Consider the following 24,590-nt stretch of genomic DNA (forward strand, 5'->3'; position numbering starts at 1 on the left):
AAGCCTTCGAGTCACGTCAGGTACATGGTCGGGATGGTGGTCGACGCCACCGGCAGCGGCATGTACCTCCCGCTGTCGCTGCTGTACTTCCACCACGTCACCGGGCTGCCGATCACCCAGGTCGGCGTCATCATGACCTCCGCCGCGGTGGTCGCCCTGGTGAGCAACCCGGCCGCCGGGATGCTCATCGACCGGTTCGGCGCCCGTACCGTCGTCATCGGCGGGTACGTGGTGCGCGCCGCCGGGTTCTGCGTCTACCCGTTCGTGGACAACGCGACGGTCATGTTCGCGGCGGTTCTGCTGGTCGGGCTGGGGGACATGTCCTTCCCGCCGGCCATCCAGTCCTTCGTGGCCGAGATCGCCCACGGCACCGACCGGGACAAGCTGCTCGCCGCACAGCGCAGCCTGCGCAACGCCGGCATGGGCGTGGGCGGACTCCTCGCGGGTGCGGCGCTGGCGCTGCGCAGCGACTCCGCGTACTACCTGATCGTCCTCTCCGTGGCCGTCGGCTATCTGGTGGCCGCCGCGCTCATCCGGACGATCCCCACCGACCGGGCGGCCCCGCCGGCTGGTGCCCGGATCACCCGCAAGGGCGGCTACCGGCTGGTGGCGCGCAACCGCCCGTTCATGGCCCTGTCCCTGCTGAACGTGCCGACCGCCTTCGGGTACATGGTGCTTTCGGTGAGCCTCCCGGTCTACCTCACCCAGGAACTGGGCGCGTCGAAGTCCCTGGTGGGCGTTCTGTACGCGGTGAACACGGTGGGCATCGCGCTCCTGCAGATCCCGGTCACCCGGAGACTGGGCGGGTACCGCAGGACCCGGGCCGTGGCGCTGGGCGGGGCGGTCTTCGCCGTCTCCTTCGCCGCCTTCGCGGTGCTCGGCGCCTTCCCCACCGGGACCGCCGTGATCGTCGGCGTCTTCGCCGCCACCATGGTCTTCACCGCGGGGGAACTGCTCCACGGAGCCACCGCGTCGGCCCTGGTGGCGCACACGGCACCGGAGGCGACCCGCGGTCGTCATCTGGCGGTCTACCAACTCTCCTGGGCGGTCCCGATCGCCCTCGCCCCGGCGGTCCTGACCGCCCTGATGGCCGTGTCCGCGATCGGCATGTGGCTGCTCCTGGCGGCCGGTGTTGCCGTGTCCGCGCTGGGCGTGCTCCGCCTGGAACGGCACCTGCCGGAGGCTGCGGTGGATCCGCGGCCGAAGGCCGAGCCGACCGGGGAACGGTCCCCGGTGGAGTCCTGAACCGCAGGGTTCACCGGCGGGCCGGTCCTCGACGGGCGGCCCCCGCAGATGTGTTCACCTCGAAGGCCGCCCGGTGGGCAACCGGTGGCGGCGATAGGCACGGAAAGGTTGCGTGAGCCCGATGGGAGTTTCCAGTTGGCTGGTCCTGGGGGACGAGGACCCGGAGTACGCCCTGGCCGATGCGGCCGGGCAGAGCGGTCTGGTCAGCCAGTTGCGCCCGCTGATCGCCGAGCTGAGCGCCCCCGGCGACCTGGTCTTCGACCCGTTCGCCGGATGGGGGACGACGCTGGTGGCGTGCGCGGCCGAGGGCCGGCGGGGGGTCGGGCTGGAGATCAACGAGTCCCGCGCCGAGGAGGCCCGCCGGCGGGTCGAGTCCTTCCCCGGGCAGCGGATGCTCTGCGGGGACGCCCGCAAGCCGCCGCTGGACAGCGGCTCGGTGGACCTGGTGCTGTGTGATCTCCCCTACTTCGGCACCGACTTGGACGTCGAGGCCGCCGGGACGGGCCAGATGTACGCCCTGCGCGACTACGACGACTACCTGAGCGCACTCGACGAGACCTTCGCCGCCATCGCCGAGGTGATGCGGCCGGGTGCGTACGCGGTGATCGCCGTCCAGAACCGCCGGGTGGCGGGCACCTTCGTGCCGCTGGCCTGGGACGCCTCGCGGGTGCTGGGCCGTCATCTGACGCTCGGTGACGAGCGCGTCCACCTCTACGAGCGGAAGGTGGGCGGCGACGATCCGATGCTGTCGAACCGGTCGCACGAGTACCTGCTGATGGCCGTGAAGCCCACTCCGTAGCAACGGACCGGCCCCGGCCCCGGCCGAGGGGCCGGGGCCGCTGTCCGAGGTGCCCGAGGTGACCGAGGTTCCGCCAGGAGTGGTGTGTCAGGCCCGGGAGCCGGCGAAGCGGGCGGCGACGTCCAGCACGATGTCGTTGGCCTCGGGCTCGCCGATGGTGACCCGGGCCCCCTCGCCGGGGAAGGCCCGGACCCCCACCCCCGCCGCCGCGCAGGCTTCTGCGAAGTCCTCGGTGTCCGCGCCCAGCGGCAGCCACACGAAGTTGGCCTGCGAAGGCGGGACGGAGAGCCCGGCCGCGCGCAGCCCGTCCTGCACGCGGTCGCGCTCCTTGACCAGCTCCTCCACCCTCTCCAGAAGTTCCGCCTCGGCGGCGAGCGAGGCCACGGCCGCGCTCTGCGCCAGGGCGCTGACGCCGAAGGGAACGGACGACTTCCGGATGCGGGCCGCGACCGGCTCGTGGCAGACCGCGAAACCGACCCGCAGGCCGGCCAGGCCGTACGCCTTGGAGAAGGTGCGCAGCACGATCAGCCGGGGGCGGTCCCGGTAGAGCGAGATGCCGTCCGGGGCGGCCTGCGCGTCACGGACGAACTCCTGGTAGGCCTCGTCCAGGACGACGAGCACATGCTCGGGGAGCCGGTCCAGGAAGTGCTCCAGCTCCGCGCGGTCGACGACGGTGCTCGTGGGGTTGTTGGGGTTGCAGACGATCACCAGCCGGGTCCGGTCGGACACCGCGCGGGCCATCGCGTCCAGGTCGTGCCGGTGTCCCGACCGGAGCGGCACCTGCACGGCGGTGCCCCCGTACAGCTGCGTGAGGTGCGGGTACGCCTCGAACGAGGGCCAGGCGTACACGACTTCACCGCCCGCCTCGCCCAGGACGGAGTGCAGGAGGTGGGCGGTGACCCCCACCGAACCGGCACCGACGGCGAGGTGGGCGGCGGGTACCGAGAGGCGCTCGGACAGCGCGCCGGTCAGCTCGGTGACGAAGCGGTCGGGGTAGCGGTTGATCCGGCCGCTCTCCTTCCGGACCAGTTCCCGGACCGAGGGCAGGGGCGGAAAGGGGTTCTCATTGGCCGACAGGGAAAAGGGCAGCACGCGACACCTTCCGACACCGAAGGGCGCGGAACCGGAATCCGGTTCCGCGCGCTTCGGTGTATGCGTGGGTATGAGGAATGCGCGCCTGCATCCGAGGAGTTGACATCTCGGGGGCGTCGCTGCGGCAATCATACGAGTCGTCTGTGCGGCCCGCAAGATTCTCCCGTCAAAGCGCCGCGGCTTCGTGCGGGCGGCGGGCCCCGGTGGCGCCGGTCAGAGAGGAGGGCTGGTCGCGACGGGTGTTCCGGTTATCTCGGCACGTGCCATCAGGTAGCCGAGCTGGAGTCTGTGCTGTGCGGAGTAGGAGTCCTTGAGCCGTGCGATATGGGACTGCAGTGTCCGCAGGCTGAGCCCCAGGCGGCGGGCGATCTCCCGGTCGGAGCGCCCCTCTATGAGCAATTTGCATATGGCCTCCCGCATATCGGGAATTACTTCCGTGGCGGCGTCGGCGGCCCGGACCGGAAGGAAGGGGTAGGGCTCGGCCCGGTCCCAGGCCCGCTCGAACATATCGGTCAGGAACCTCACGACGGCGGGCTCCGTGACGACCACCACCACGGTGCGGTCGGCGCTGGCGGGGATGAAGGCCGTGCGCTGGTCGACGACGATCAGGCGGTCGAAGAACTCCGCGAGCGTCCTGACCTGCCCGCCGTATCCGGCGACCGTCCGCACGTACTCCTTGGTCGGCTCGTCGAACCGGGTGCTGTGCTGGTAGAGAGTGCGCATGGACACCCCCCCGTCGATCTGCCTGCGTACGCCGTCCAGTGCCTTGTCCAGGACGGCACTGGGGCGCGGCCCGTCCGGCTGAGCCGTGAGGATCTCCTTCCTCGCCCCGTCCACGACACCCTGGATCGCCGCGCCGATCTCCGGCAGTCCGCGGACGTAGGTGAACCCGGGATCGGCGTGCGCCCCGGGCGGCGGGAGCTGCCAGGCCGGCGGGGGGCCGGACAGGGCCGTGGACGTGAGAGCGCGGGAGAGTTCGGTGAGTGTCTCGGCGAGACGCAGCATCGTTTTCCCATGGCTGGATGTCAACGCGGCGCCGGACTCGTCGCCGGATGCGCGGACGAGGTGCCCCGCAGCCTCGGAGACGACGTCCGGCAGTCCTCTTGTGGTGCCCTTTGGTCCCATTTGAATCCCCCGTTTCATGGCATTGCACTGACCCGAAGTATCCGTGATCCCGCCTCGACACTCCAGGGGTGTCAGGCTTGATGCGGGGATCGTACGACTGCGGCAGCCTGGCTGGAAAGAGACATTCTCGGATGTAGTCCCTCGCTGCGCCCGCTTCGTCGCCGGTCGCCATCAAGCGGCATCAAGCGGTATCCAGTGTTCCGTTTCGGCAATTCACGCAGCGTTCACTCTCCGCCCGCGCCGACTATGGCGCGGTCGGCTGAGCGGAATGAAGAGCAAACCTATGTCCCGGGGGGGATTTCATGTTGGTTCGGTCGATATCTGTGCGATGGGTGCACGGAGCACTCATTGCGGCAATCACCTTGGCCGTCGGCGGCTTCATCGTCGTGGCGGCCGATGCCGGTGGTATCGAAGGGAAAGCGGTTCACGCGTCAGCCACCGGCGACATCGGGTGGAACGTGATCCAGCCCTGAGGGCGGTCCCGCGCTTCCTTGCGGGCGCGCGACGAACGCTACGGCGCCTCGCAGGGGTGCCGGAACGTTCGCGTACCTCCCCGTAAGGGCTTTCCCGTCGTCCCCGGCGGGCGCGCGACGACAGCTACGGCACCTCGCAGGGGTGCCGGAACGTTCGCGCGCATTCCCTGGGTGAGCGTCCCTCCGCTTGCGACGCACCGCGTCCGACGCCAGGGGCTGTCCCGCTGATCCGAGGAACAGCGGGCAGCGGGAGAGCCCTTGGCGGGTGCCGTCCTGGAGGGTGCCGTCCCTGGCGGGTGCCGCGCATCCGCCCGCGCCGTTCGGGTCCTGTCCGTACATCCGTCCCACGTCACGCGGAGATCGATACGTGAACACCAGAGCTGTGGAACTCTCCATCGTCGGGGCCGGGCCCCGCGGTGTGTCCGTACTGGAGCGGCTGTGCGCCCAGGAGCGGAAGTCACCGTCATGCGAACGGCTGACCGTCCATGTCGTCGACCCCGAGGCGCCCGGCGCCGGAGCGGTCTGGCGTACCGGGCAGTCCCGGCACCTGCTGATGAACACCGTCGCCTCCCAGGTCACCGTCTTCACCGACGCCAGCGTGACCATGGCGGGCCCGATCGAGGAGGGGCCGAGTCTCTACGAGTGGGCCCAGCGCCTGCTGTCCGGGAGCGAGGTGCTGTCCGGCGGACCGGACGGCACCGCCCTGGCCGAGGCCCGCGCCCTGGGCCCCGACACGTATCCGACCCGCGCCTTCTACGGCCGCTACCTGGAATGGGTCTTCCAGCACCTGGTCGCCACCGCACCCGCCCATGTCACCGTCCGGGTGCACACCTCGCGCGCCGTCGCCCTCCACGGGGAGCCGGACGCCCGGGGCGCGCAGGAGGTTCTGCTCGCCGACGGCACCCGGCTGACCGGGCTGGACGCGGTGGTGCTCGCCCAGGGCCATGTGGCCGCCCTGCCGACCCGCGCCGAGGCCGAACTGGCCCGCTTCGCGGCCGGCCACGCGCTGACCTACCTGCCCCCCGCCAACCCGGCGGACGTCGACCTCGGCGCCATCCGGCCCGGCCGGCCCGTCGTGATGCGGGGGATGGGGCTCAACTTCTTCGACTACATGGCCCTGTTCACGCTCGGCCGCGGCGGCTCCTTCGTCCGCGACGGGGACCGGCTGGTGTACCGGCCGTCCGGTGAGGAGCCGCTGCTGTACGCCGGTTCCCGGCGCGGCATCCCGTACCACGCCCGCGGCGAGAACGAGAAGGGCGCGCACGGCCGGTACTTCCCGCGGCTGCTGACCGCCGAGCGGGTGCTCGCGCTGCGCGGGCGGGCCCGCGACGGCGACCGGGTGTACTTCGGCGCCGACCTGTGGCCGCTGATCTCCAAGGAAGTGGCGAGCGTCTACTACGCGGCGCTCCTCACCGCACGCGGTGAGGACGGGGCCGCCTTCGCCGACCGCTACCTGTTCGCCGAGCCCGGCCCCGAGGAGGAGCGGCTCCTGTCCGGCGCCGGCATCGACCCTGCCGACCGGTGGTCCTGGGAGCGGGTGGAACGGCCGTACGCCACCCGGACGTTCACGGACCACGCCGACTACCGCGACTGGCTCCTGGACTACCTGCGCGCCGACGTGGCCCACGCCCGCCTCGGCAATGTCTCCGGGCCGGTCAAGGCCGCGCTCGACGTGCTGCGGGACCTCCGCAACGAGATCCGGCTCGCCGTGGACCACGGCGGCCTCGAAGGCAACTCGCACCGCGACGAACTCCTGGGCTGGTACACGCCGCTCAACGCGTACCTGTCGATCGGCCCGCCCGCCTCCCGCATCGAGGAGCTGATCGCGCTCATCGAGGCCGGCATCGTCGTGCCGACCGGGCCCGGGATGCGTGTCGAGACCGTGGAGGACGAGGACGGGGCGGCATTCACCGTCGTGCCCTCGGAGTTCCCCGGGACCGTCCTGCGGGCCACGGCGCTCATCGAGGCCCGGCTGCCCGAGCCCGACCTGGCCCGCACCGCGGACCCGCTCCTGCGCGGCCTGCTCGACACCGGGCAGGCGGCCCCGTACCGCATAGCCGGTGAGTGCGGCACCCACTACACGACCGGCGGGCTCGCGGTGACCGAGCGGCCCTACCGACTGCTGGACGCCGAGGGCCGCCCGCATCCCCGGCGTTTCGCCTACGGGGTGCCCACCGAGTCCGTGCACTGGGTCACCGCCGCCGGAATCCGGCCGGGCGTCGGCTCGGTGACGCTGGAGGACTCCGACGCCATCGCTGCGGCCGTCCTTGCGCTGCCGCCCGTACGCGAGGGCCATGGAGAGGCGGAGGCCGGGTCTCAGGCCCAGGCCCAGGCTCGGTCTCAGGCCCAACCCCAGCCCCAGGCTCAGCCCCAGGCCGAGGCCCGGTCTCAGGGACAGGCCCAGCCCCAGCCCCCGATCCAACCCCAGCCCCAACCTCCGCCCCAGCCCCGGGAAGCGGCCGCGGAGGCCGCGGCGCCGGTCGACTCCGGCCTGCTCTCGCCCGTCCGGGCCGGCACCCCCGTCGAAGCCGCGACCAGCGACCGGGCCTGGCTCCAGGCCATGCTCGACGCCGAGGCGGCGCTCGCCCGCGCCCAGGCCGGGCTCGGCACCCTGCCGGCCGCCGCCGCCACCGCGATCACCGCCGCCGCGCGGGCCGACCGGCTCGACATCCGCGCCCTCGCCGTCGCCTCCCGTGAGTCGGCCAACCCCGTCGTGGCCCTGGTCGCCGCCCTCACCGAGGTGGTCGCGGCCACGGACCCCGAGGCCGCCGAGTACGTCCACCGCGGCTCCACCAGCCAGGACATCTTCGACACCGGTGCGATGCTGGTGGCCTCCCGGGCCCTGAAGGGCATCATCGCCGACCTGCACCGCACGGCCGACGCCTGCGCGCTGCTCGCGGCGGAGCACCGGGACACGGCGCAGGCCGGGCGCACCCTCGCCCTGCACGCCGTACCCACCACGTTCGGACTCAAGGCCGCCGGCTGGCGACACCTCGTCCTCGACTCCGCGGCCCGGCTGACCCGGGTCCGGGACGGCCTGCCGGTCTCCTTGGGCGGCGCGGCCGGCACGCTCGCGGGCTACCTGGAGTACGCCACGATCGGCGGCGGACCTGCGGCGGCCGACGGCACGGCCCCCGACGGCACGGCCCCAGAAGACACCGCGTCCGCAACCACCGCGCCCGACAGCGTGACCCGCGGCGCCTACGCCGACCGGCTCACCGCCGCCTACGCCCGGGAGACCGGCCTCACCGCCCCCGTACTGCCCTGGCACTCCCTGCGCACCCCCCTCGCCGACCTCGGTGCCGCACTCGCGCACACCGCGGCGGCGCTCGGCAAGATCGCCCTCGACGTGCAGGTACTCGCCCGTACCGAGATCGCCGAGGTCACCGAGCCGGGCCCGGCCGGGCGGGGTGCCTCGTCCGCGATGCCGCACAAGCGCAACCCCGTCCTGACCACCCTGATCCGGTCCGCCGCACTCCAGGTGCCGGCGCTGGCCACGGTGCTGACCCAGAGTCTGACCACCGAGGACGAACGTTCCGCCGGGGCGTGGCACGCCGAATGGCTTCCGCTGCGCGAGTGCCTGCGGCTGACCGGAGGAGCGGCCCATACCGCGGTCGAGCTGTCGGAGGGCCTTCAGGTCAGTCCGGAGCGGATGCGGACCAACCTTGGCCTCACCGGCAGCCGGATCGTCTCCGAGCGGATCGCCGCCGTCCTCGCTCCGACGCTGGGCAAGGCGGCCGCCAAGCAACTGCTGACCCGGGCCTCCGCCCGCGCCGACCGGGACGGACTCGCCCTCGGCGCCGTGCTGGCACAACTCCCCGAGCTGGACGGCGTCTTCGGTGCGGACGACCTGGCAGACCTGCTCGACCCCGCCCGGTACACCGGTGTGGCGGGTCCACTCGTCGACCGATCGCTGCGTAGAGGCAGGACCGCGTGACCGAGATCATCAGCACCGCCGTACCCGGACCCGCCGCACCCGAACCCGGTGAGGCCGAACCCGCCGGACCCGGACCCGTACCCGGTGAGGCCGGGGTCACCCCACGGCCGCGGCCGGCCGCGCAGCAGCCCGACTGGCCCGACCGGGCCGTGCTGCGTGCCGTCACCGAGGAACTCGCCGCCCTGCCCGGCCTGGTGCTCGCCGAGGAGTGCGACCGGCTGACAGACCGGCTTGCCGCCGTGGCACGCGGCGAGGCCGTGCTGCTCCAGGGCGGCGACTGCGCCGAGACGTTCGACGGGGTGACCGAGGAGCACGTACGCGGCACCTTCGGCACGCTGGCCGAGATGCGGGACCTGATCGCCGAGGGCGCGCGGCTGCCCGTGGTGCGACTGGGCCGGATCGCGGGCCAGTACGCCAAACCCCGCTCCAGCCCGCAGGAGACCCGGAGCGGGGAGACCCTGCCCGCCTACCGGGGCGACCTGGTCAACGGTCTGGCCTTCACTCCCCGGTCCCGCACCCCGGACGCCCGGCGCCTGCACCTCGGGTACCGTGTCTCGGCGACCACGCTCAATCTGCTGCGCGCCCTCGCGGCGCGCCAGGACGGCGAGTTCTGGACCAGCCACGAGGCGCTGGTGCTGGAGTACGAGAGGGCGCTGACCCGGGCGACCCCGTCGGGCGTCTACAACCTTTCCGCCCATCTGGTGTGGGTCGGCGAGCGCACCCGCCAACTGGACGGCGCACACCTCGATTTCGTCGCGGGCATCCGTAATCCGGTGGCGGTGAAGCTCGGCCCCACCACCACCGCCGACGAGGCGCTGACGATCGTCGACCAGCTCGATCCGGACCGCACGCCGGGCCGGCTGACGTTCATCTCCCGCATGGGCGCGGACGCCGTACGCGACCGGCTCCCCGAACTGGTCTCCAAGGTGGAGGCGGCGGGCGCCCAGGTGGTATGGATGTGCGACCCGATGCACGGCAACACCTTCGTCATGCCGAGCGGCTACAAGACGCGGGACCTCGACCGGATCGTGGACGAGGTCCGGGGCTTCTTCGAGGTGCATGCCGGACTCGGTACCCATCCGGGAGGGCTCCACGTGGAGATGACGGGCGAGCCCGTCACCGAGTGCTTGGGCGGTACGCGGCCGGTCACCCCGGAAGATGTCCCCAGCCGCTACGAGACCGCGTGCGATCCACGGCTGAACCGGAGCCAGTCCCTGGACCTGGCGCGGGTCGTGGCGGGACTGCACGCGAACCAACCACCCAGCAGGAGGTAACCCATGGACGCCTTGAAGGCCGCCCGATCGTTCCTGGCCATGCACGACCGAACGGACCTCGACGATCCGCTGGTCATCCCCAACGTGTGGGACGCGGGCAGCGCGCGCGCCTGCGCGGGGGCGGGGTTCCCCGCCCTCGCGACGTCCAGCGCCGCGGTCGCCGCTTCGCTGGGGTACGAGGACGGGGGCGACACCCCGCCCGACGAGATGTTCGCCGCGATCGCACGTATCGCGCGGTCGGTCGACGTCCCGGTGACCGCGGACATCGAGAACGGCTACGGACTGGCCCCGCAGGAGATCGTCGAGCGGCTGCTGGAAGCGGGAGCCGTCGGCTGCAACCTGGAGGACTCCGACCCGCTGACCGGTGAGGTCAAGGACGCGCAGGAACACGCGAACTGGCTCGCCGAGATCAGTGTGGCCGCGGGCGACCGGATCGTTCTCAACGCCCGCATCGACACGTTCCTGTACGGGGACAAGTCCGTGGAGTCAGCGGTTCGCCGGGCCCGTCTCTACATCGAGGCCGGTGCCGATGTGATCTTCCCGATCCTGGCTCCGGCGGAGATCCTGCCCGACATCGTGGTCTGCGTCCCCCGGCCGGTGAACGCTCTCTGGCTGCCGGGCGGGCCGCCCCCGAAGGAGCTCGGCACGCTGGGGGCGGCCCGCGTCACCTTCGGCGGCGCCCTGTACCATCGCGCCGTGGACGCGGCGCTGGACATGATCGAACGGTGACACCGGACGTGGTCGGACGGTGACCGCGTGAACACGGCAGGACGGTGACCGGGGCGGCACGCGGCAACGCGGCCGCCCGCTGAGAGCGGCCCCGAGGCGGGTATGCCCCGGGCCCGTGGAACCGGGCCGGTGCAACCGGGCACGCCCACAGGGCATCCTTACTCACCGGGGATCGCATACGCGGGCCCGGTCGGCAGGCGCCTCGCCGCGCGGACCGGAGCCCGCCCGGGTGGGGAGTGGAATGAACAGGCCGTTGCGGCACATAGCCATCTTCTGCGGGCTGCTGGTGCTGGCCCTGCTGCTGCGGGCGAACTGGCTCCAGCACGTCGACCGCCAGGAGCTGGCCCAGCACGAGAACAACGCCCGGGTGCGGTTCGAACGGTTCTCCACCCCGCGAGGCGACATCATCGTCGGCGGCAAGGCGATCACCGGGTCGAAGGAGACCGAGAGCCGGGACTACGCGTTCCGCCGGACCTACAAGGACGGTCCGATGTACGCGCCCGTCACCGGGTACGCCTCTCAGTCCCGGGGCACCTCGCTGCTGGAGCGGACCTACGACAGCGTGCTCAGCGGCCAGGACGACCGCTTCGCCTTCCGGCACGCCAAGGACGTCCTGATGGGGCAGCCCCGGCGCGGCGGCGATGTGATCACCACGATCGACGCCAAGGCGCAGAAGGCGGCCTACAAGGGTCTGACGGACCTGGGCGCCCGGGGCGCGGTGGTCGCCCTGGACCCGCGGACCGGCAAGGTGCTGTCGCTGGTCTCCACACCCTCGTACAACCCCGAGGTCTTCGCCGGCATCACGTTCAAGGAGAGCGACCGCTTCACGGCGCTGGAGAAGAAGAAGGGCAAGCCGCTGGCCAACCGCCCGCTGCGCGAGACGTACCCGCCCGGCTCCACCTTCAAGATCCTCACGGCCGCTGCGGCGCTGGAGCACGGCGTGGTCACCGACGTGGACGCCCGTACGGACGCGGTCTCGCCCTACCCGCTGCCGCTCTCCACCAACAAGATCGGCAGCGAGGCGGGTGACGCGGTCTGCGACAAGGCGTCGATGAAGACCGCCATGCAGTACTCCTGCAACAACGTCTTCCTGGACGCCGCGTCCGAGCTCGGTGAGGACCGGATGCGGGAGACGGCGGAGAAGTTCGGCTTCAACGAGGACGTGTACGCGGAGGAGTTCGGCGACATGCTCGCCACGAGGAGCCTCTACCCGCCGAAGCTCGACAAGCCCGGCACGGCCCTCACCGGCATGGGTCAGGGCAGCCTCACCAGCACCCCGATGCAGATGGCGATGGTCACGGCGGCCCTCGCCAACGACGGCAAGCTGATGCAGCCCTACATCGTCGACGAACTGCGCGGCCCGGACCTCTCCACGCTGGAGAAGAACGAGCCGATGGAGATGAGCCAGGCCGTCTCGCCCGGGACGGCGAAGAAGGTCCAGGAGATGATGGAGCACACCGCGAAGGAGGGCAGCGCCCAGCGCGCCCTGATCGACGGTGTCACGGTCGGCGGCAAGACGGGCACCGCCCAGCGCGGCGTGGACGTCCGCGACGAGGTCCCGTACGGCTGGTTCGTGAGCTACGGCAAGAAGGACGACGGCCGCTCGGTCGCCGTCGCCGTGTTCATCGACCCGACGGACATGGACATCTCCCGCTCCGACATCTCAGGCGGCCGGCTGGGCGCCCCGATCGCGAAGAGCGTGATGCAGGCGGTGCTGGGGAACTAGGGTCCGTCCGGCGGTCCGGCCGCGCCGACCCGGCCCGTCAGGCGTTCGAGGGCGGAACCCCCGCCCAGGTGGACGCTCCCGCCCTCGAACGCTGGGCAGGTCCGGTCGCGCTCACCGCACCGACCTCAGTGCACCCCGCCGCACCACCTTCGGCCCCTCGTCCGGCGGTGCGTCCGATACGTCCGACGCAGCCACCCCCACCGGCCGGCCCGGCCCGGCGGGGCCCGTCAGTCCCGTGAGTCCCGCCAGATCCGTCAGCGCGTCGATACGGAAGTCCGCCCTCTCCACCACGTCCGGGTGCTCCGCCCACCAGTGCCCGTACGGCCCCCGCCGCAGATGCGCCGTCCGCATCCCCGCCGCCGCGGCCGGGAACAGGTCGTCGGCCGGGTGGTCGCCGACGTACAGCGTCGCCTCCGGGGCCGCGTCCGCCACCTCGGCCACCCGCGCGAAGAACTCCGGGTCCGGCTTCCGTACGCCCCACTCGTCCGAGGTGACCACCAGGTCGGCGGGCAGGTCCAGCGCCCGCAGCAGCTCCCCGGCCCGGACCGTGCCGTTGCCCGCCACCACGACCCGGATGCCCGCGGCCCGCAGTTCGCCCAGCGCGGGCCGGACGTCCTGGTAGAGGTCGGACTCGTCGAGGTGCTCTCCGCGTCCGGCGGCGGCCCGCGCGCGGTAGGCCTCCTCGATGTCCATGTCGGGCCGCAGGATCCGCAGCGCGTCCGTGGCCTCGCGGCCCTGGGCGACGGCCGCGCCCACCAGCGCGCCGAGCGTGTGCGGCGGTACGCCGAGCCAGTTGGCCCAGGACGCCCAGCGCCGGTCGTCGCGTACGAGGGTTTCGCCGATGCCGAGGACGATCGTTTCCATCACCGTGCCGACATTAGGCGTGAGGACATCGTCGGCGGGGTCTCATCCGGGTGAGTCGGCCCGCACGAGTGACCACGGAGTGACCACGGCCACGTCGCAGCGGGCGAATTCCGGCCCCAGGCCCTGGTCCGGCGCACGAACCCCGCTCGTATGCTCGGTTCATGACCGATCCCGATCCCGATCCTCAGACCGGACGCCCCACCTCCAACGCCATGCGGCGCGCGCTCAGACGTGCCCGTGACGGTGTCGCCCTCGACGTCACCGAGGCCGCCGTCCTGCTCCGGGCGCGCGGCGACGACCTGAAGGATCTGGCCGCGTCCGCCGCCCGCGTCCGGGACGCGGGCCTGGCGGCGGCGGGCCGGCCGGGCGTGATCACGTACTCGCGCAAGGTCTTCATCCCCCTCACCCGCCTCTGCCGTGACAAGTGCCACTACTGCACCTTCGTCACCGTCCCCGGCAAGCTCCGCCGGGCAGGCCACGGGATGTTCCTCTCGCCCGACGAGGTGCTGGCCATCGCACGCGAGGGCGCGGCGATGGGTTGCAAGGAAGCGCTGTTCACGCTCGGGGACCGTCCCGAGGACCGCTGGCCCGAGGCGCGGGAGTGGCTGGAGGCGGAGGGGTACGACGACACCCTCGCGTACGTACGGGCCATGGCGATCCGGGTGCTGGAGGAGACGGGCCTGCTGCCCCACCTCAACCCGGGCGTGCTGACCTGGACCGACCTCCAGCGCCTCAAGCCGGTCGCCCCCTCGATGGGGATGATGCTGGAGACGACGGCGACCCGCCTGTGGTCCGAGCCGGGCGGCCCGCACCACGGCTCCCCGGACAAGGAACCGGCGGTGCGGCTGCGCGTCCTGGAGGACGCGGGGCGTTCCAACGTGCCGTTCACCACCGGCATCCTGATCGGGATCGGCGAGTCGTACGAGGAGCGCGCCGACTCCCTCTTCGAGCTGCGCAAGACGGCCCGCGCCTACCACGGCATCCAGGAAGTCATCGTGCAGAACTTCCGCGCCAAGCCGGACACGGCGATGCGCGGGATGCCCGACGCGGAGCTGGAGGAACTGGCCGCGGCCATCGCGGTGGCCCGGCACATCCTCGGCCCGTCCGCGCGCATCCAGGCCCCGCCGAATCTGGTGGACGCCGAGTACGCGCTCCTCATCGGCGCGGGCATCGACGACTGGGGCGGGGTCTCACCCCTCACGCCCGACCACGTGAACCCCGAGCGCCCCTGGCCCCACATCGACGAACTGGCGGAGCGAACAGCCGAGTCGGGCTTCACGCTCCGCGAACGCCTCACCATCTACCCCGAGTTCATCCAGCGCGGCGAGCCGTGGCTGGACCCCCGCCTCCTCCCGCACGTCCGGGCCCTGGCCGACCCGGAGACGGGCCTCGCCCGCGAGGACGCGATCCCCGCCGGTCTGCCCTGGCAGGAGCCGGACGAGGGCTTCACCTCCACCGGCCGCACCGACCTGCACGCCACCATCGACACCGAGGGCCGCACCGGCGACCGCCGCGACGACTTCGACGAGGTGTACGGGGACTGGGAGGCGCTCCGCGAGGCGGCGGCCCCCGGCATGGTCCCGTCCCGCATCGACGCCGACGTACGCCAGGCGCTGAGCCAGGCCGCCGACGACCCGACGAAGCTCACCGACGACCAGGCCCTCGCCCTGCTCCACGCGGACGGCCCGGCGCTGGACGAGCTGTGCCGGATCGCGGACGCGCTGCGCCGGGACGTGGTCGGCGACGACGTCACGTACATCGTCACGCGGAACATCAACTTCACCAACGTCTGCTACACCGGCTGCCGCTTCTGCGCCTTCGCCCAGCGCCGTACGGACGCCGACGCGTACACCCTTTCCCTGGACCAGGTCGCGGACCGGGCGGCGCAGGCGTGGGACGTCGGCGCGGTCGAGGTCTGCATGCAGGGCGGCATCCACCCGGACCTGCCCGGCACGGCGTACTTCGACATCGCGCGGGCGGTGAAGGAGCGGGTCCCCGGTATGCACGTCCACGCCTTCTCGCCCATGGAGGTCGTCAACGGCGCGACCCGCACGGGCCTGTCGATCCGCGACTGGCTGACCGCCGCCAAGGAGGCCGGGCTCGACTCGATCCCCGGTACGGCGGCGGAGATCCTGGACGACGAGGTCCGCTGGGTCCTCACCAAGGGCAAACTGCCCACGGCCACCTGGCTGGAGGTCATCAGGACGGCGCACGAGGTGGGCCTGCGCTCGTCCTCGACGATGATGTACGGGCACGTCGACCAGCCCCGCCACTGGCTCGGCCACTTCCGTACGCTCTCCCGACTCCAGCAGGAGACCGGCGGGTTGACGGAGTTCGTGACCCTCCCCTTCATCCACACCAACGCCCCGGTCTACCTGGCCGGCATCGCCCGCCCCGGCCCGACGGACCGCGACAACAGGGCCGTCACCGCCATGGCGAGGCTCCTGCTCCACCCGCACATCACCAACATCCAGACGAGCTGGGTGAAGCTGGGCACCGAGGGCGCGGCGGAAATGCTCCGCTCGGGCGCGAACGACCTGGGCGGCACGCTGATGGAGGAGACCATCTCCCGGATGGCGGGATCGAGTTACGGCTCGTACCGCTCCATCCAGGACCTGGAGGCCATCGCCGAACTCGCCGGCCGCCCGTCCCGCCCACGCACGACGCTGTACGGGGAGGTCCCGGCCGAGCGGGTCGCGGCGGCCACGGCCTCGGACGGACACCTGCCGGAACTGCTGCCGGTGCTGCCCAGCTGAGGGCGGGGGAGGGGCGGGGGGTGGGACGGGGGTCGGCCACCGGGCCGCCCCGCACCGCTCCTGCGCCCCCGCCCAGCCCCTGGGGCGCTACGGGCGGCAGCCCTCCGCCTCCATGGCGACCGGAAGTTGGGAGCGCAGGAACTCTTCGAGTACGCGGCGGCGTTCCGCAGTGTCCTTCGGGTTCTCCACGCCGTCGATGACCAGCACGTACTGACTCTTCTCTCCCTTGTACGTGCACGCCTGGACCGCCATCGCCGCGTGGTCCGCGATGGTGGCACCGTCGCCGACGTCGGCGGGCTTCGGGTTACCCAAACGCCGCATGGTCCGTTCGTTGACTTCCAACGGCTTGATGAACGACTCGACTACATCCCCCCGCAGTCCCACCACTTCCTGCCCGTCGATCTCGAACTCGCAGCGAGGTTGCCTGGGTTCGGAGAAGGTGTCCTTGGTTCTCAGCTCTTCGCCCCTGGGCAGCAGCTGGCCGATCAGGTCGGGGTCGACCTTCGTGCCGCAGGCTTCGGACACCTTGAACGCGTCGGGCCCGCCGCCGCAGCCGGCGGCCCCGGCGAGTAGCGCGGTGAGCAGTACAGCGTGGCATGCCGATCGCGAGAGGATCTTTCTCATCGACTTCGTCATCCTTCGCCTGCCAGCCCGCTGGCGCGGTCGTTGCCGTCGTACGCGGCACTGCCGATCTCTCTGGTGAGGGTGTAACGGGAGTTGGAATGGCCGGGGTTCGCCTTTTCCCACTCGTCGGCCAGCGCCTGCAACTGCTGCTCCCTCCCCTTGAAGACCTCTCGGTTGTCCTGAACCTGGATGGCGTCGATCCGCCCCTGCTCCTGCGTCTGCCACTGGTAGGCCGCCGCGTCGATACCCCGCTGAGCGATGTCACCCACCCCCGGAACGAAGTTCGCGATGCTGCCGAACCCGTGGTACAGCCACTTCGCGTCCCACGAGGGATCGTCCTTGTCGGTCACCAGGGCCTGGTAGCGAGCCTGTTCCAGGAACCCGACGGTGGCACCCGCCCGCTGCAGGGTCTCCTTGGGGTCCTTCGGATTGTCCTCGTGGATGTCCCTGACGATTTCCCGGTTCAGGCCCTCGTTGAGCATGCCGTAGGCGTTCTGGTCGCGGGAAACCTGCTTGGACACCTCCAGCAGCTGGTCCCTGTCCAGCAGCTTCGGATCCTCGGGGTCGTCGGCCAGCGCGCTGGCGGAGTGGTGAACCGTGTCGCCGTGGTTCGTCAGCACGATCGCCATGTCGTCCCGCATCTCGGCGGGGAAGTCGTCGCCCCGCGCGGCGAGGTGCTTCAGCGAGCTGTCGAGCACCTGCCGGTGCTGTCCGGTGTGCTCGACCGGCCGGGCGGAGCTGTCGTCCGGGTCGACTCCGGTCGCAGCCGCGACGAGGGCGTCGCCGGTCGCCTCGTAGATCGCCTTCGGGCCCTTGTAGTCATCGACCGACCTGCCGACCCCCATGGAGTCGGGCACGACGTCGTTCATGGGTTGGCGGTCCTTCAGCAAGTACTGAGCGTTGTCCTCGGGGTCGGTTGCGCTGAAGAAGTCCGTGGCCGCCTCGGGATTGTGGGCCAGCGCCTTCATGAACCCGGTCATCGGGTCCGTACCCGCGTCGTTGGTCTCCCCGTAGTGGAGCTGGTCGATCTTCGCGTACGACGGGAGCTTGTCCCAGGGCAGCACATCCTCCCGGCGCTTTCCGCCGGGACCCGGGTCCTTGACGTCTCCGGTGTTCTCCTTCTCGTACGTGACGAGCGCGTTGCCGTAGTCGTTGAGGAAATCGCCCTCGTACTTCCCGTGGCGCATGAGGTTGCTCATGGCCTGGAAGCCGTGGACGCGGGTCTGGCTCCCGCCCTGGCCGCTGCCGACGTTCTCGCCGCCGAGCGCGACCACCCGGTCCTTCCAGGACTCCATGCCCTCGCTGTTGGAGTGCGAGGCGGTGGCCAGCGTGGTGCCCAGCTGCTTCTCCAGTGTGCCCAGCAGCCGCATGCGCTCCTCGCGGGCCTCCCGCGTGCCCGTGCCGCCACCCTCCCGGTTCTCCCAGCCGTCCAGGTCCACAGCTCCGGCGAAGAACTTCAGCGTCCCTTCCGGCCCCAGACCGAGGGCCACGCGCTCGGCGAAGACGGGGTCGTTCGGGTGGGCCTTCATCAGCGCGTTGAAGCGCTCCAGCTGCTCGTTGGTGAGCTGGCTGGGGTCCTTCTTGCCCAGGGCGATGAGCTCGTCGGAGTCCTCGATGCTCTTCTGCGCCGAGTCGAAGCTGTTGAATCCGTTCGACTCAAACCCGTGTTTGTCCTTCGTGTGGAAACGCAGTGCCGTGGCCGCCGTGCTGTCGGTCTCGTCGGCCGCCGTCAGGATGGTGCCGATCTCCTTGGCCACCGCGTCGATCTCCGCCTGGGTCGGCGGTTCGATCTTCGCGCTGCCGGCCGCCTGCGGTGAGGGGACGGCGGCGATGACCATGCCCTTGTCATTCACGTAGATGTTCTTCTTGGCCGCCCGGCTTACCGCGTCTGCCAAGTCGCCCTTGTGTTTCGTCAGCTTTGTGTGCGCGCCGCTCAGGATCGTGTGCACGCTCCGGGCGACGGTGACGACGTCGTCGAACTCCCGCGCCGTGACCGTGACGAAGTCCTTGGTCACGGTCGCGTTCTGGCCCTTCCAGTCGGCCGCCTTGGCCTTGCTGCCCAGGTCCGCCGCGCTGACCTGGCCGTTGCCGCCGTCGGCGACCTTGACCAGCTTGTCGACCATCGCCTGCCAGTCCGCGACCGCTGCCTGGAGCTTTCCCAGCCGCAGGTCGCTGAGTTCCTGGAAGGTGACCATGATGTGTGCCCCCGTCGTCCCCGTCGCCCTACGTGCTGGCTACTTGTAGTAGTCGTTGATGCGTGACACGGACAGCTCGTCCCCGCCGACTGCGCGCATGTCCGTCGCGATCTTGACCGTGTCCTTCGCGTGCTCGGCGCGGGTGTAGTCGAGGTGGTTGGAGATGTGCGCGCACGCCTCCTTGAGCGTTCCCGCTTTCGTGTTCCAGGCGTCATGGAGTTCAGTGAGCGCCGAGCCCATGTCCAGCCCGTCGTTGAACAGCTGGACGGATGCGTCGAAGGTGTTCTGCCGGGCGTGGTCGGACGCGGTGGAGAAGTGCTGCCGCAGGTCGTAGGCCAGGTTTCCCAGCGCGCCGAGCACGTTGTCGTGCACGACCAGATCTCCGTCGCCGCTTCCGCTGCCGCTTTCGGGGGCGACCTGGTTCAGGCGCATGGCCGCGTCCTGCTGAGCTCGCGCCTTCGCCTGCTCCCATTCGTCCCAAGCCATAGGTCGTCCTCCGTGAAGTCGTGGGTCGTACGGTCGAACGCCGGTACTTCTCTCGCCATAGGGCTGCCTGCTCCCCCACGCTATCTTCGCTTCTTGATCGTTTGCTGAGGGGTCGGCGATTGCAGGCCGAGGGGCAGGCGGGAGACGCTTCTCCGTTTCTTTATGTCATGACCCGGGCAACTCTTGCGGTGGTCGACCCCGTCGCCGCGTGCTGATGTGCCACATGAGTCAGGAGCGAGAAACCATGCGAACTCCGCCGATATCGCCGTCACCCCCCGTGAAACGCACTGCCACCCGCACCGCCACCCGCAAGGGCGCGGCCCGTACCACCGCCACCCGCACCGCCACCGTTCTCGCCGCCGCGGGCATCCTCGTGCTGGGCACCGCCTCCGCCGCCCACGCCGGCCCGCCGCAGAACCTCCCCCAGAACGCGGGCGGTTACGAGCAGGCGTTCTCGCCCGCCTTCGACTACGACGGGGACGGCTGCTACGCCACCCCCGCCATCGGCCCGGACGGCAGCCTCGCGACCGGCCTGAAGACGAGCGGCGCGGTCAACGGCAGCTGCCGGGACCGATGGGACCTGGACAACTCGCAGACGTACGCCCGGTCGAAGTGCAACAACGGCTGGTGCGGCATCGTCTACGCCAGCTACTTCGAGAAGGACCAGGCCGTCCACGGCAGCGGGCTCGGCGGCCACCGCCACGACTTCGAGCATGTGATCTCCTGGGTCAACCAGGGCTCCAACCAGGTCGATCACGTCTCGACGACGCAGCACAGCACCGTCAGGACCTACCCGCGCTCGCAGGTGCGGTTCGACGGCTCGCACCCCAAGGCCGTCTACCACAAGGAGGGCCTGGGCACGCACTTCTTCCGCCTCGCCAACGGCAACGACGAACCGCCCGAGAACCACTACGGCAACTGGCGCTACCCCCCGGTCGTCGACTGGAACGGCTTCCCCAGCACGGAGTTGCGCGACAAGCTCATGAACGCCGACTTCGGGTCCGCGACCATCAAGGTCACCGACAAGCACGACCGCTTCCGCAACCTCCTCAACAACGCCAAGCCCGCGGGGATCCCCTTCGACCCCTGGGCCTGATGCCCCTCCCGTCTCGATCAGAGGTCCGGCTGCCGTCCGGTCCGGCGCGACGCCGGACAGCTCGCGGACGGCGGTACGGGCAGGCCGGGCGGTCGCAGGCCCCCGTCGCACCGATGGAAATGATAATCATCTACCCTGTTGTTGAAAGGTAAACCTTGCCTTACTGAGCTCGAAGGATCAGAGCGAGAACCATGAGATCACCCCGCCGTCGGCTGATAGCCGGCCTGCTGCTCACCCCACTGCTCTCCGGTTGCTTCGCCTCCTCCGGCGACGGCGACGGCGCCTCCGCCTCGGGATCCTCCGGTTCCGGCGGAGGCGCGCGGCTGCGCGTGGCGATGGCCTTCGTGCCGACGCAGAACTTCTCCCCCTACGGACAGGACGCCTTCCACCTCTCCCGGCTCGGTGTCGCGGAAGGGCTGACCCGGCTGGACCTCGACGGCTCCGTGGCCCCGGCGCTGGCCACATCGTGGAAGAGCGGGAACAAGGGCCGCAGTTGGGTGTTCACGCTGCGCGAGGCCACGTTCCAGGACGGCGGCGACGTCACTCCGAAGGCCGTCGCCGACGCCCTCACCCACGCGACCGAGGCCGAACCGCTGCCCGCCGCGCTCTCCGGTGTGGAGCTGACCGCCGAGGCGGCCGGGGGCAACCAGGTCCGGGTCAGCACCGAAGCGGCCGACCCGGTGCTGCCGCAGCGGCTGTCCAACCCCAGCCTCGCGGTGCTCTCCCCGAAGGCGTACGCCAAGCAGGGCACCGTGAACCCGGTCGGCACCGGCACCGGCCCCTTCGAGCTCACGAAGATCACCGGTGACACCGAGGCCACCCTCGACCGCTTCGACGGTTACTGGGGAGGGCGCGCCGAGGCGTCCGGCATCGACGCGAAGTTCGTCGCCGACGGCGCCGCCCGCTCCAACGCCCTGCGCACCGGCGCGGCGGACCTCATCCAGGCCGTACCCGTCGCGCAGATCGCCTCCCTGGACAAGGGCACCGTCCACGAGACGAACACCGCCCGCAACATCAGTCTCTACCTCAACACCGGGTCCGGCGCCTTCGCCGACGCCGGCCTGCGGGCCGCGGCGCGCGAGGCGGTCGACGTGTCCGTGCTCGCCAAGGACGTGTACGAGGGATACGCCGAGCCCGCCCAGGGCATCTACGGCCCCGCCCTGAGCTGGGCGGCGGGCAAGCGGATCGAGCCGGCCGGGCGGGCGGAGGCCACCGACCCCGACGGCGAGAGCATCACCATCGCCACCCACGTCAGGTGGCCCGAACTGGCCGAGTCCGCCCAGGTGCTGCAACAGCAGCTCCAGGACGCCGGGTTCAAGGTGAAGCTGGTGGTACGCGACTACGCGCGGCTCGAAAGCGACCTGCTGGCCGGCACGTTCGACGCCGTCCTGAACTCCCGCAACGTGATGCTCGACACCGGCGACCCGGTCACCGTCCTCGACAGCGACTACACCTGCGAGGGCACGTACAACCTGTCGCAGCTGTGCGACAAGGCCGTGGACGAGGCCGTCGCCGAGGCGCAGGCCGTGACCGACCCCGCCGCGCGGCAGGACGCCGCGATGCGGGCGGAGGCGGCGGTCCTGGCCACGGACGCGGAGATCCCGGTCGTGCACCTGAAGCATGCCCTCGGCATCGCCGCCTCGGTCAAGGGCGCCGTACTCGACCCCTACGAGCGTGCCCTCGTCGGAACGGCCACCCGGCGTTGAGCCGTACATCCGGCCCCCGCGCCAGGAGTACCGCCGCCCCGCGCGCCCTCGCGCGGGGCGGTGGTCTCGCGCGGGCCGGTGTCCTCGCGCGGGCCGGTTTCCTCGGGCAGGGCGGCGGTCCCACGCTGCTGTGGCGCGCCCTGCTGGCATCCGCCCTGCTGTGCGGGATCGGTCTGCTGCCGTGGCTGTCGCGCACCGACCCCGCGCTGACCGTGCTCAAGGCCCGCTCGACGGAGCGCGACCCCACCCCCGCGGCGCTGGCGGCCATACGGGGCGAACTCGGCCTGGACCAAGGACCGTTCCGGCTGCTCGGGCAGTGGCTGGCCGGGCTGGCGCGCGGTGACGCGGGCCAGTCGTGGGTCTCGGGCGCCCAGGTGCTGCCGTCCGTCCTACAGGCTCTCGGGGTCTCCCTGCTGCTGATGGCCGGGGCGCTCGCCGTGGCCCTGATCACGGCCGCCGCCGTGTGCGCCCGCACCATGTGGCTGGGGCCGCGGCGCCGCCTGGGCGGGCGCGGTCCCGGTGGCAGCGTCACGGCGGTACTGGCCTCGCTGCCGGAGTTCCTCCTGGCCGCCGTGCTGGCCTCGGTGATCGGCGTGCAGTTCCGCTGGCTGCCCGCGCTGGGCTGGTACGGGCCGCAGTGGACGATCCTGCCCTCCCTCGCCCTGGGCCTGCCCGCCGGCGCTCTTCTCGGGCGGATGCTGTACGACCTGCTGCCCGCCGCGTTCGGCGAGCCGTGGGTGCCGGCCGCCGCCGCCCGCGGCATCCCGCCGAGGTCCGTGGCACGGCAGGCGCTGCGGCGCTGCGTTCCGGGACTGCTGCCCAACCTCGGGCTGTTCGTGGTCGGCCTGACCGGCGGGGCCGTCGCCGTCGAGCAGATCTTCGACATCCCCGGCATCGGCCGCCTCACCCTGCACGCGGCACTGGCCCAGGACCTGCCCGTCCTGCAGACCGGCACACTCGCCCTGGTCCTGCTCGCGGCCGTCGCCGGCGTCCTGGCCCGGCTCGGAGCCCCACTGCTGATCGGGCCCGCCCTGCGCGACGGCGCCCTGCACTCCCTGCACCGGCCCACCGCGCACGCCCCGCGGACCCTGCCCCTGCTGTACGGGGCGCTGCTCCTGGCGGTCATCGGGCTCGGCCTGCCGCGTGACCCGCTCCTCCTGGAGACCGGCTCCCGCCTCCAAGCCCCGTCGTGGGGCCACCCGTTCGGCACGGACGCCCTCGGCCGGGACATGCTGGCCCGGATCGCGCACGGTGCGCTGAACACCCTCGGCGTCGCCCTCGCCATCAGCGCCGTCGCCCTGGTGGCCGGCGTCCTGCTGGGCCTGCTGCCGAAGCTGTCCGGGCCGCTGGTCGACACCGTCAACGCCCTGCCGCCCGTCCTGGCCGCCCTCCTCGTCACCGGGATCGCGGGCAGCGGCCCGTGGACGCCCGCGCTCGCGGTGGCCGCCGTCGCCTGGTCCCCGCTGGCCACCCACACCGCCGCCCTGCTCCGACAGGAAAGAGCCGCCACCCACCTGACCGCCACGCGGGCACTCGGCGCGGGCCGCTGGTACCTGCTGCGGCGCACCCTCCTCCCGGCCGTCCTGCCGCCCGTCACCCGCCACGCCCTGCTCCGGCTGCCCGCCATCGCCCTGAGCCTGGCCGCGCTCGGCTTCCTCGGCCTGGGCTCCCAGCCGCCCTCCCCCGAGTGGGGCCTGCTGCTGGCCGAGAACCAGCCGTACGTGGAGCGCGCCCCCTGGGCCGTCCTCGCCCCCGCCGCCGTACTCGCCCTGCTCGGCGCGCTCGCCGTCACCGCTGCGGACGGGGTGCGGCTGCCCCGGCTACGGCCCCGGCGTCCACCGGGCACGCGGCCCGGCCCGCCCGCCCCGGGGGTTCCGCCGGCCGCCCGACCGCCTCGCCCGGACACCGCCCCACCCCCGTATCGCCTCGCCCATCCCTCTCTTCGGAGGGAATCCCCTCCTTCAGGTGGGGAGGGAATCCGATCTCAGGGCTGCTCTGACCCGCAGGCTACGACGGGCGTTTTTGCTGCTCGATGTACTGCTTGACGATCTCCAGCGGTGCTCCGCCGCAGGACCCGGCGAAGTAGGAGCCGGACCAGAACCGGCCGTGCATCGTGGCACGGTTCACGGGGCCGGTGAACTCGGCGCGCAAGTACCGCGAGCTGACGCCCTTGAGGGAGTTGACCAGGTTCGAGAGGGCGACCTTCGGCGGGTAGTGCACGAGCAGGTGTACGTGGTCGCCCTCGCCGTTGAACTCGATCAGGTCCGCGCCGAAGTCCGTGCAGACGTTCCGCATGATCTCTTCGCAGCGTGTCAGCATCTCGTCGTTGAAGACCTCGCGCCGGTACGTGGTCACGAAAACCAAATGGGCGTGAAGGTTGTAGACCACGTGACGGCCCCGGCGGATATTGGCATTTGGTTCCCAGCGTGGTGACATACACCAAGCGTAGTATGTTCGACGAAC

The 24,590-nt window shown here is 71.5% G+C and carries 18 protein-coding genes and 2 pseudogenes; 13 read left to right on the forward strand and 7 right to left on the reverse strand.

The window, feature by feature from the left end; genetic code table 11:
• Positions 1-24 precede the first annotated feature (24 nt).
• Positions 25-1,245: an MFS transporter gene (locus ACGF2Y_RS22585; RefSeq protein ID WP_392950286.1), complete on the forward strand. Its 1,221-nt coding sequence runs from the start codon at positions 25-27 to the stop codon at positions 1,243-1,245.
• 121 nt (positions 1,246-1,366) lie between these two features.
• A complete protein-coding gene (locus ACGF2Y_RS22590) occupies positions 1,367-2,044 on the forward strand; it encodes a TRM11 family SAM-dependent methyltransferase (RefSeq protein ID WP_392950289.1) in 678 nt (225 codons plus the stop codon).
• Between the two features lie 87 nt (positions 2,045-2,131).
• Here the strand turns inward: ACGF2Y_RS22590 and ACGF2Y_RS22595 are convergent, their stop codons facing one another.
• Entirely contained in the window at positions 2,132-3,268 is a 1,137-nt protein-coding gene (locus tag ACGF2Y_RS22595; protein WP_392950291.1) for a histidinol-phosphate transaminase, read from the reverse strand.
• A gap of 81 nt (positions 3,269-3,349) precedes the next feature.
• Positions 3,350-4,261, reverse strand: coding sequence for a LuxR family transcriptional regulator (locus ACGF2Y_RS22600; RefSeq protein ID WP_392950294.1), 912 nt, complete (start codon positions 4,259-4,261; stop codon positions 3,350-3,352).
• Positions 4,262-4,593: 332 nt separating this feature from the next.
• Between ACGF2Y_RS22600 and ACGF2Y_RS22605 the strand changes: the two genes are divergently transcribed.
• From ACGF2Y_RS22605 to ACGF2Y_RS22635, 7 genes and pseudogenes are all read left to right on the forward strand, one after another.
• Positions 4,594-4,734 (forward strand): hypothetical protein, encoded by a 141-nt coding sequence (locus ACGF2Y_RS22605; RefSeq protein WP_392950296.1) that lies wholly within the window; start codon positions 4,594-4,596, stop codon positions 4,732-4,734.
• Between the two features lie 367 nt (positions 4,735-5,101).
• Positions 5,102-7,015, forward strand: a pseudogene (locus ACGF2Y_RS22610) (FAD/NAD(P)-binding protein); the annotation flags it as partial.
• A gap of 309 nt (positions 7,016-7,324) precedes the next feature.
• Positions 7,325-8,158 (forward strand): annotated as a pseudogene (locus ACGF2Y_RS22615) (lyase family protein); the annotation flags it as partial.
• A gap of 228 nt (positions 8,159-8,386) precedes the next feature.
• Positions 8,387-8,671 (forward strand): hypothetical protein, encoded by a 285-nt coding sequence (locus ACGF2Y_RS22620; RefSeq protein ID WP_392950405.1) that lies wholly within the window; start codon positions 8,387-8,389, stop codon positions 8,669-8,671.
• Positions 8,668-9,945, forward strand: coding sequence for a 3-deoxy-7-phosphoheptulonate synthase (locus ACGF2Y_RS22625; protein ID WP_392950299.1), 1,278 nt, complete (start codon positions 8,668-8,670; stop codon positions 9,943-9,945). Before ACGF2Y_RS22620 ends, ACGF2Y_RS22625 begins: the two co-directional genes overlap by 4 nt.
• 3 nt (positions 9,946-9,948) lie before the next feature.
• Complete coding sequence (locus ACGF2Y_RS22630; RefSeq protein WP_392950302.1) at positions 9,949-10,674, forward strand: isocitrate lyase/phosphoenolpyruvate mutase family protein; 726 nt, start codon at positions 9,949-9,951, stop codon at positions 10,672-10,674.
• 241 nt (positions 10,675-10,915) lie between these two features.
• A complete protein-coding gene (locus ACGF2Y_RS22635; RefSeq protein ID WP_392950304.1) occupies positions 10,916-12,400 on the forward strand; it encodes a peptidoglycan D,D-transpeptidase FtsI family protein in 1,485 nt (494 codons plus the stop codon).
• 111 nt (positions 12,401-12,511) lie between these two features.
• On the opposite strand, the gene ACGF2Y_RS22640 is transcribed toward ACGF2Y_RS22635, so the two are convergent.
• The gene (locus tag ACGF2Y_RS22640) at positions 12,512-13,264 is read right to left on the reverse strand and encodes an HAD family hydrolase (protein WP_392950408.1); all 753 of its coding nucleotides are present in this window, start codon (positions 13,262-13,264) and stop codon (positions 12,512-12,514) included.
• A 161-nt stretch (positions 13,265-13,425) separates the two neighbouring features.
• Here ACGF2Y_RS22640 and ACGF2Y_RS22645 point away from each other — a divergent pair, with 161 nt between their 5' ends.
• Complete coding sequence (locus ACGF2Y_RS22645; protein WP_392950307.1) at positions 13,426-16,020, forward strand: bifunctional FO biosynthesis protein CofGH; 2,595 nt, start codon at positions 13,426-13,428, stop codon at positions 16,018-16,020.
• Positions 16,021-16,107: 87 nt separating this feature from the next.
• On the opposite strand, the gene ACGF2Y_RS22650 is transcribed toward ACGF2Y_RS22645, so the two are convergent.
• The 3 genes from ACGF2Y_RS22650 to ACGF2Y_RS22660 are packed head-to-tail and all read right to left on the reverse strand — an operon-like array spanning position 16,108 to position 19,325.
• On the reverse strand, positions 16,108-16,644 hold the full coding sequence (locus tag ACGF2Y_RS22650; protein ID WP_392950310.1) for a hypothetical protein: 537 nt from the start codon (positions 16,642-16,644) through the stop codon (positions 16,108-16,110).
• Positions 16,645-16,652: 8 nt separating this feature from the next.
• Complete coding sequence (locus ACGF2Y_RS22655; RefSeq protein WP_392950313.1) at positions 16,653-18,839, reverse strand: DUF6571 family protein; 2,187 nt, start codon at positions 18,837-18,839, stop codon at positions 16,653-16,655.
• 39 nt (positions 18,840-18,878) lie between these two features.
• Positions 18,879-19,325 (reverse strand): hypothetical protein, encoded by a 447-nt coding sequence (locus tag ACGF2Y_RS22660; protein ID WP_392950316.1) that lies wholly within the window; start codon positions 19,323-19,325, stop codon positions 18,879-18,881.
• Between the two features lie 244 nt (positions 19,326-19,569).
• Here ACGF2Y_RS22660 and ACGF2Y_RS22665 point away from each other — a divergent pair, with 244 nt between their 5' ends.
• The 3 genes from ACGF2Y_RS22665 (at position 19,570) to ACGF2Y_RS22675 (ending at position 24,172) form a co-directional block, all read left to right on the forward strand.
• Positions 19,570-20,421, forward strand: coding sequence for an NPP1 family protein (locus ACGF2Y_RS22665; protein WP_392950319.1), 852 nt, complete (start codon positions 19,570-19,572; stop codon positions 20,419-20,421).
• A 191-nt stretch (positions 20,422-20,612) separates the two neighbouring features.
• Positions 20,613-22,127 carry an ABC transporter substrate-binding protein gene (locus tag ACGF2Y_RS22670; protein ID WP_392950322.1) on the forward strand — a complete coding sequence of 505 codons (1,515 nt, stop codon included), beginning with the start codon at positions 20,613-20,615 and terminating at the stop codon, positions 22,125-22,127.
• Between the two features lie 143 nt (positions 22,128-22,270).
• Positions 22,271-24,172 (forward strand): ABC transporter permease subunit, encoded by a 1,902-nt coding sequence (locus tag ACGF2Y_RS22675; RefSeq protein WP_392950410.1) that lies wholly within the window; start codon positions 22,271-22,273, stop codon positions 24,170-24,172.
• Here ACGF2Y_RS22675 and tnpA read toward each other — a convergent pair.
• Complete coding sequence (gene tnpA, locus ACGF2Y_RS22680; protein WP_392950325.1) at positions 24,135-24,563, reverse strand: IS200/IS605 family transposase; 429 nt, start codon at positions 24,561-24,563, stop codon at positions 24,135-24,137. The genes ACGF2Y_RS22675 and tnpA overlap by 38 nt on opposite strands.
• Positions 24,564-24,590 lie beyond the last annotated feature (27 nt).

Origin of the sequence: Streptomyces sp. NPDC048142 (genome assembly GCF_043202835.1) — a bacterium.
Lineage (GTDB): Bacteria > Actinomycetota > Actinomycetes > Streptomycetales > Streptomycetaceae > Streptomyces.

What these genes read in the sequence shown, in the direction of transcription:
- ACGF2Y_RS22595 (WP_392950291.1), bottom strand. Translation starts at nt 3,268, where the DNA reads ATGATTGCCGCAGCGACGCCCCCGAGATGTCAACTCCTCGGATGCAGG.
- ACGF2Y_RS22660 (WP_392950316.1), bottom strand. Translation starts at nt 19,325, where the DNA reads ATGGCTTGGGACGAATGGGAGCAGGCGAAGGCGCGAGCTCAGCAGGAC.
- ACGF2Y_RS22630 (WP_392950302.1), top strand. Translation starts at nt 9,949, where the DNA reads ATGGACGCCTTGAAGGCCGCCCGATCGTTCCTGGCCATGCACGACCGA.
- ACGF2Y_RS22665 (WP_392950319.1), top strand. Translation starts at nt 19,570, where the DNA reads ATGCGAACTCCGCCGATATCGCCGTCACCCCCCGTGAAACGCACTGCC.
- ACGF2Y_RS22585 (WP_392950286.1), top strand. Translation starts at nt 25, where the DNA reads ATGGTCGGGATGGTGGTCGACGCCACCGGCAGCGGCATGTACCTCCCG.
- ACGF2Y_RS22620 (WP_392950405.1), top strand. Translation starts at nt 8,387, where the DNA reads ATGCGGACCAACCTTGGCCTCACCGGCAGCCGGATCGTCTCCGAGCGG.
- ACGF2Y_RS22600 (WP_392950294.1), bottom strand. Translation starts at nt 4,261, where the DNA reads ATGGGACCAAAGGGCACCACAAGAGGACTGCCGGACGTCGTCTCCGAG.
- ACGF2Y_RS22590 (WP_392950289.1), top strand. Translation starts at nt 1,367, where the DNA reads ATGGGAGTTTCCAGTTGGCTGGTCCTGGGGGACGAGGACCCGGAGTAC.
- ACGF2Y_RS22645 (WP_392950307.1), top strand. Translation starts at nt 13,426, where the DNA reads ATGACCGATCCCGATCCCGATCCTCAGACCGGACGCCCCACCTCCAAC.
- ACGF2Y_RS22655 (WP_392950313.1), bottom strand. Translation starts at nt 18,839, where the DNA reads ATGGTCACCTTCCAGGAACTCAGCGACCTGCGGCTGGGAAAGCTCCAG.
- ACGF2Y_RS22640 (WP_392950408.1), bottom strand. Translation starts at nt 13,264, where the DNA reads ATGGAAACGATCGTCCTCGGCATCGGCGAAACCCTCGTACGCGACGAC.
- ACGF2Y_RS22650 (WP_392950310.1), bottom strand. Translation starts at nt 16,644, where the DNA reads ATGAGAAAGATCCTCTCGCGATCGGCATGCCACGCTGTACTGCTCACC.
- ACGF2Y_RS22670 (WP_392950322.1), top strand. Translation starts at nt 20,613, where the DNA reads ATGAGATCACCCCGCCGTCGGCTGATAGCCGGCCTGCTGCTCACCCCA.
- tnpA (WP_392950325.1), bottom strand. Translation starts at nt 24,563, where the DNA reads ATGTCACCACGCTGGGAACCAAATGCCAATATCCGCCGGGGCCGTCAC.
- ACGF2Y_RS22635 (WP_392950304.1), top strand. Translation starts at nt 10,916, where the DNA reads ATGAACAGGCCGTTGCGGCACATAGCCATCTTCTGCGGGCTGCTGGTG.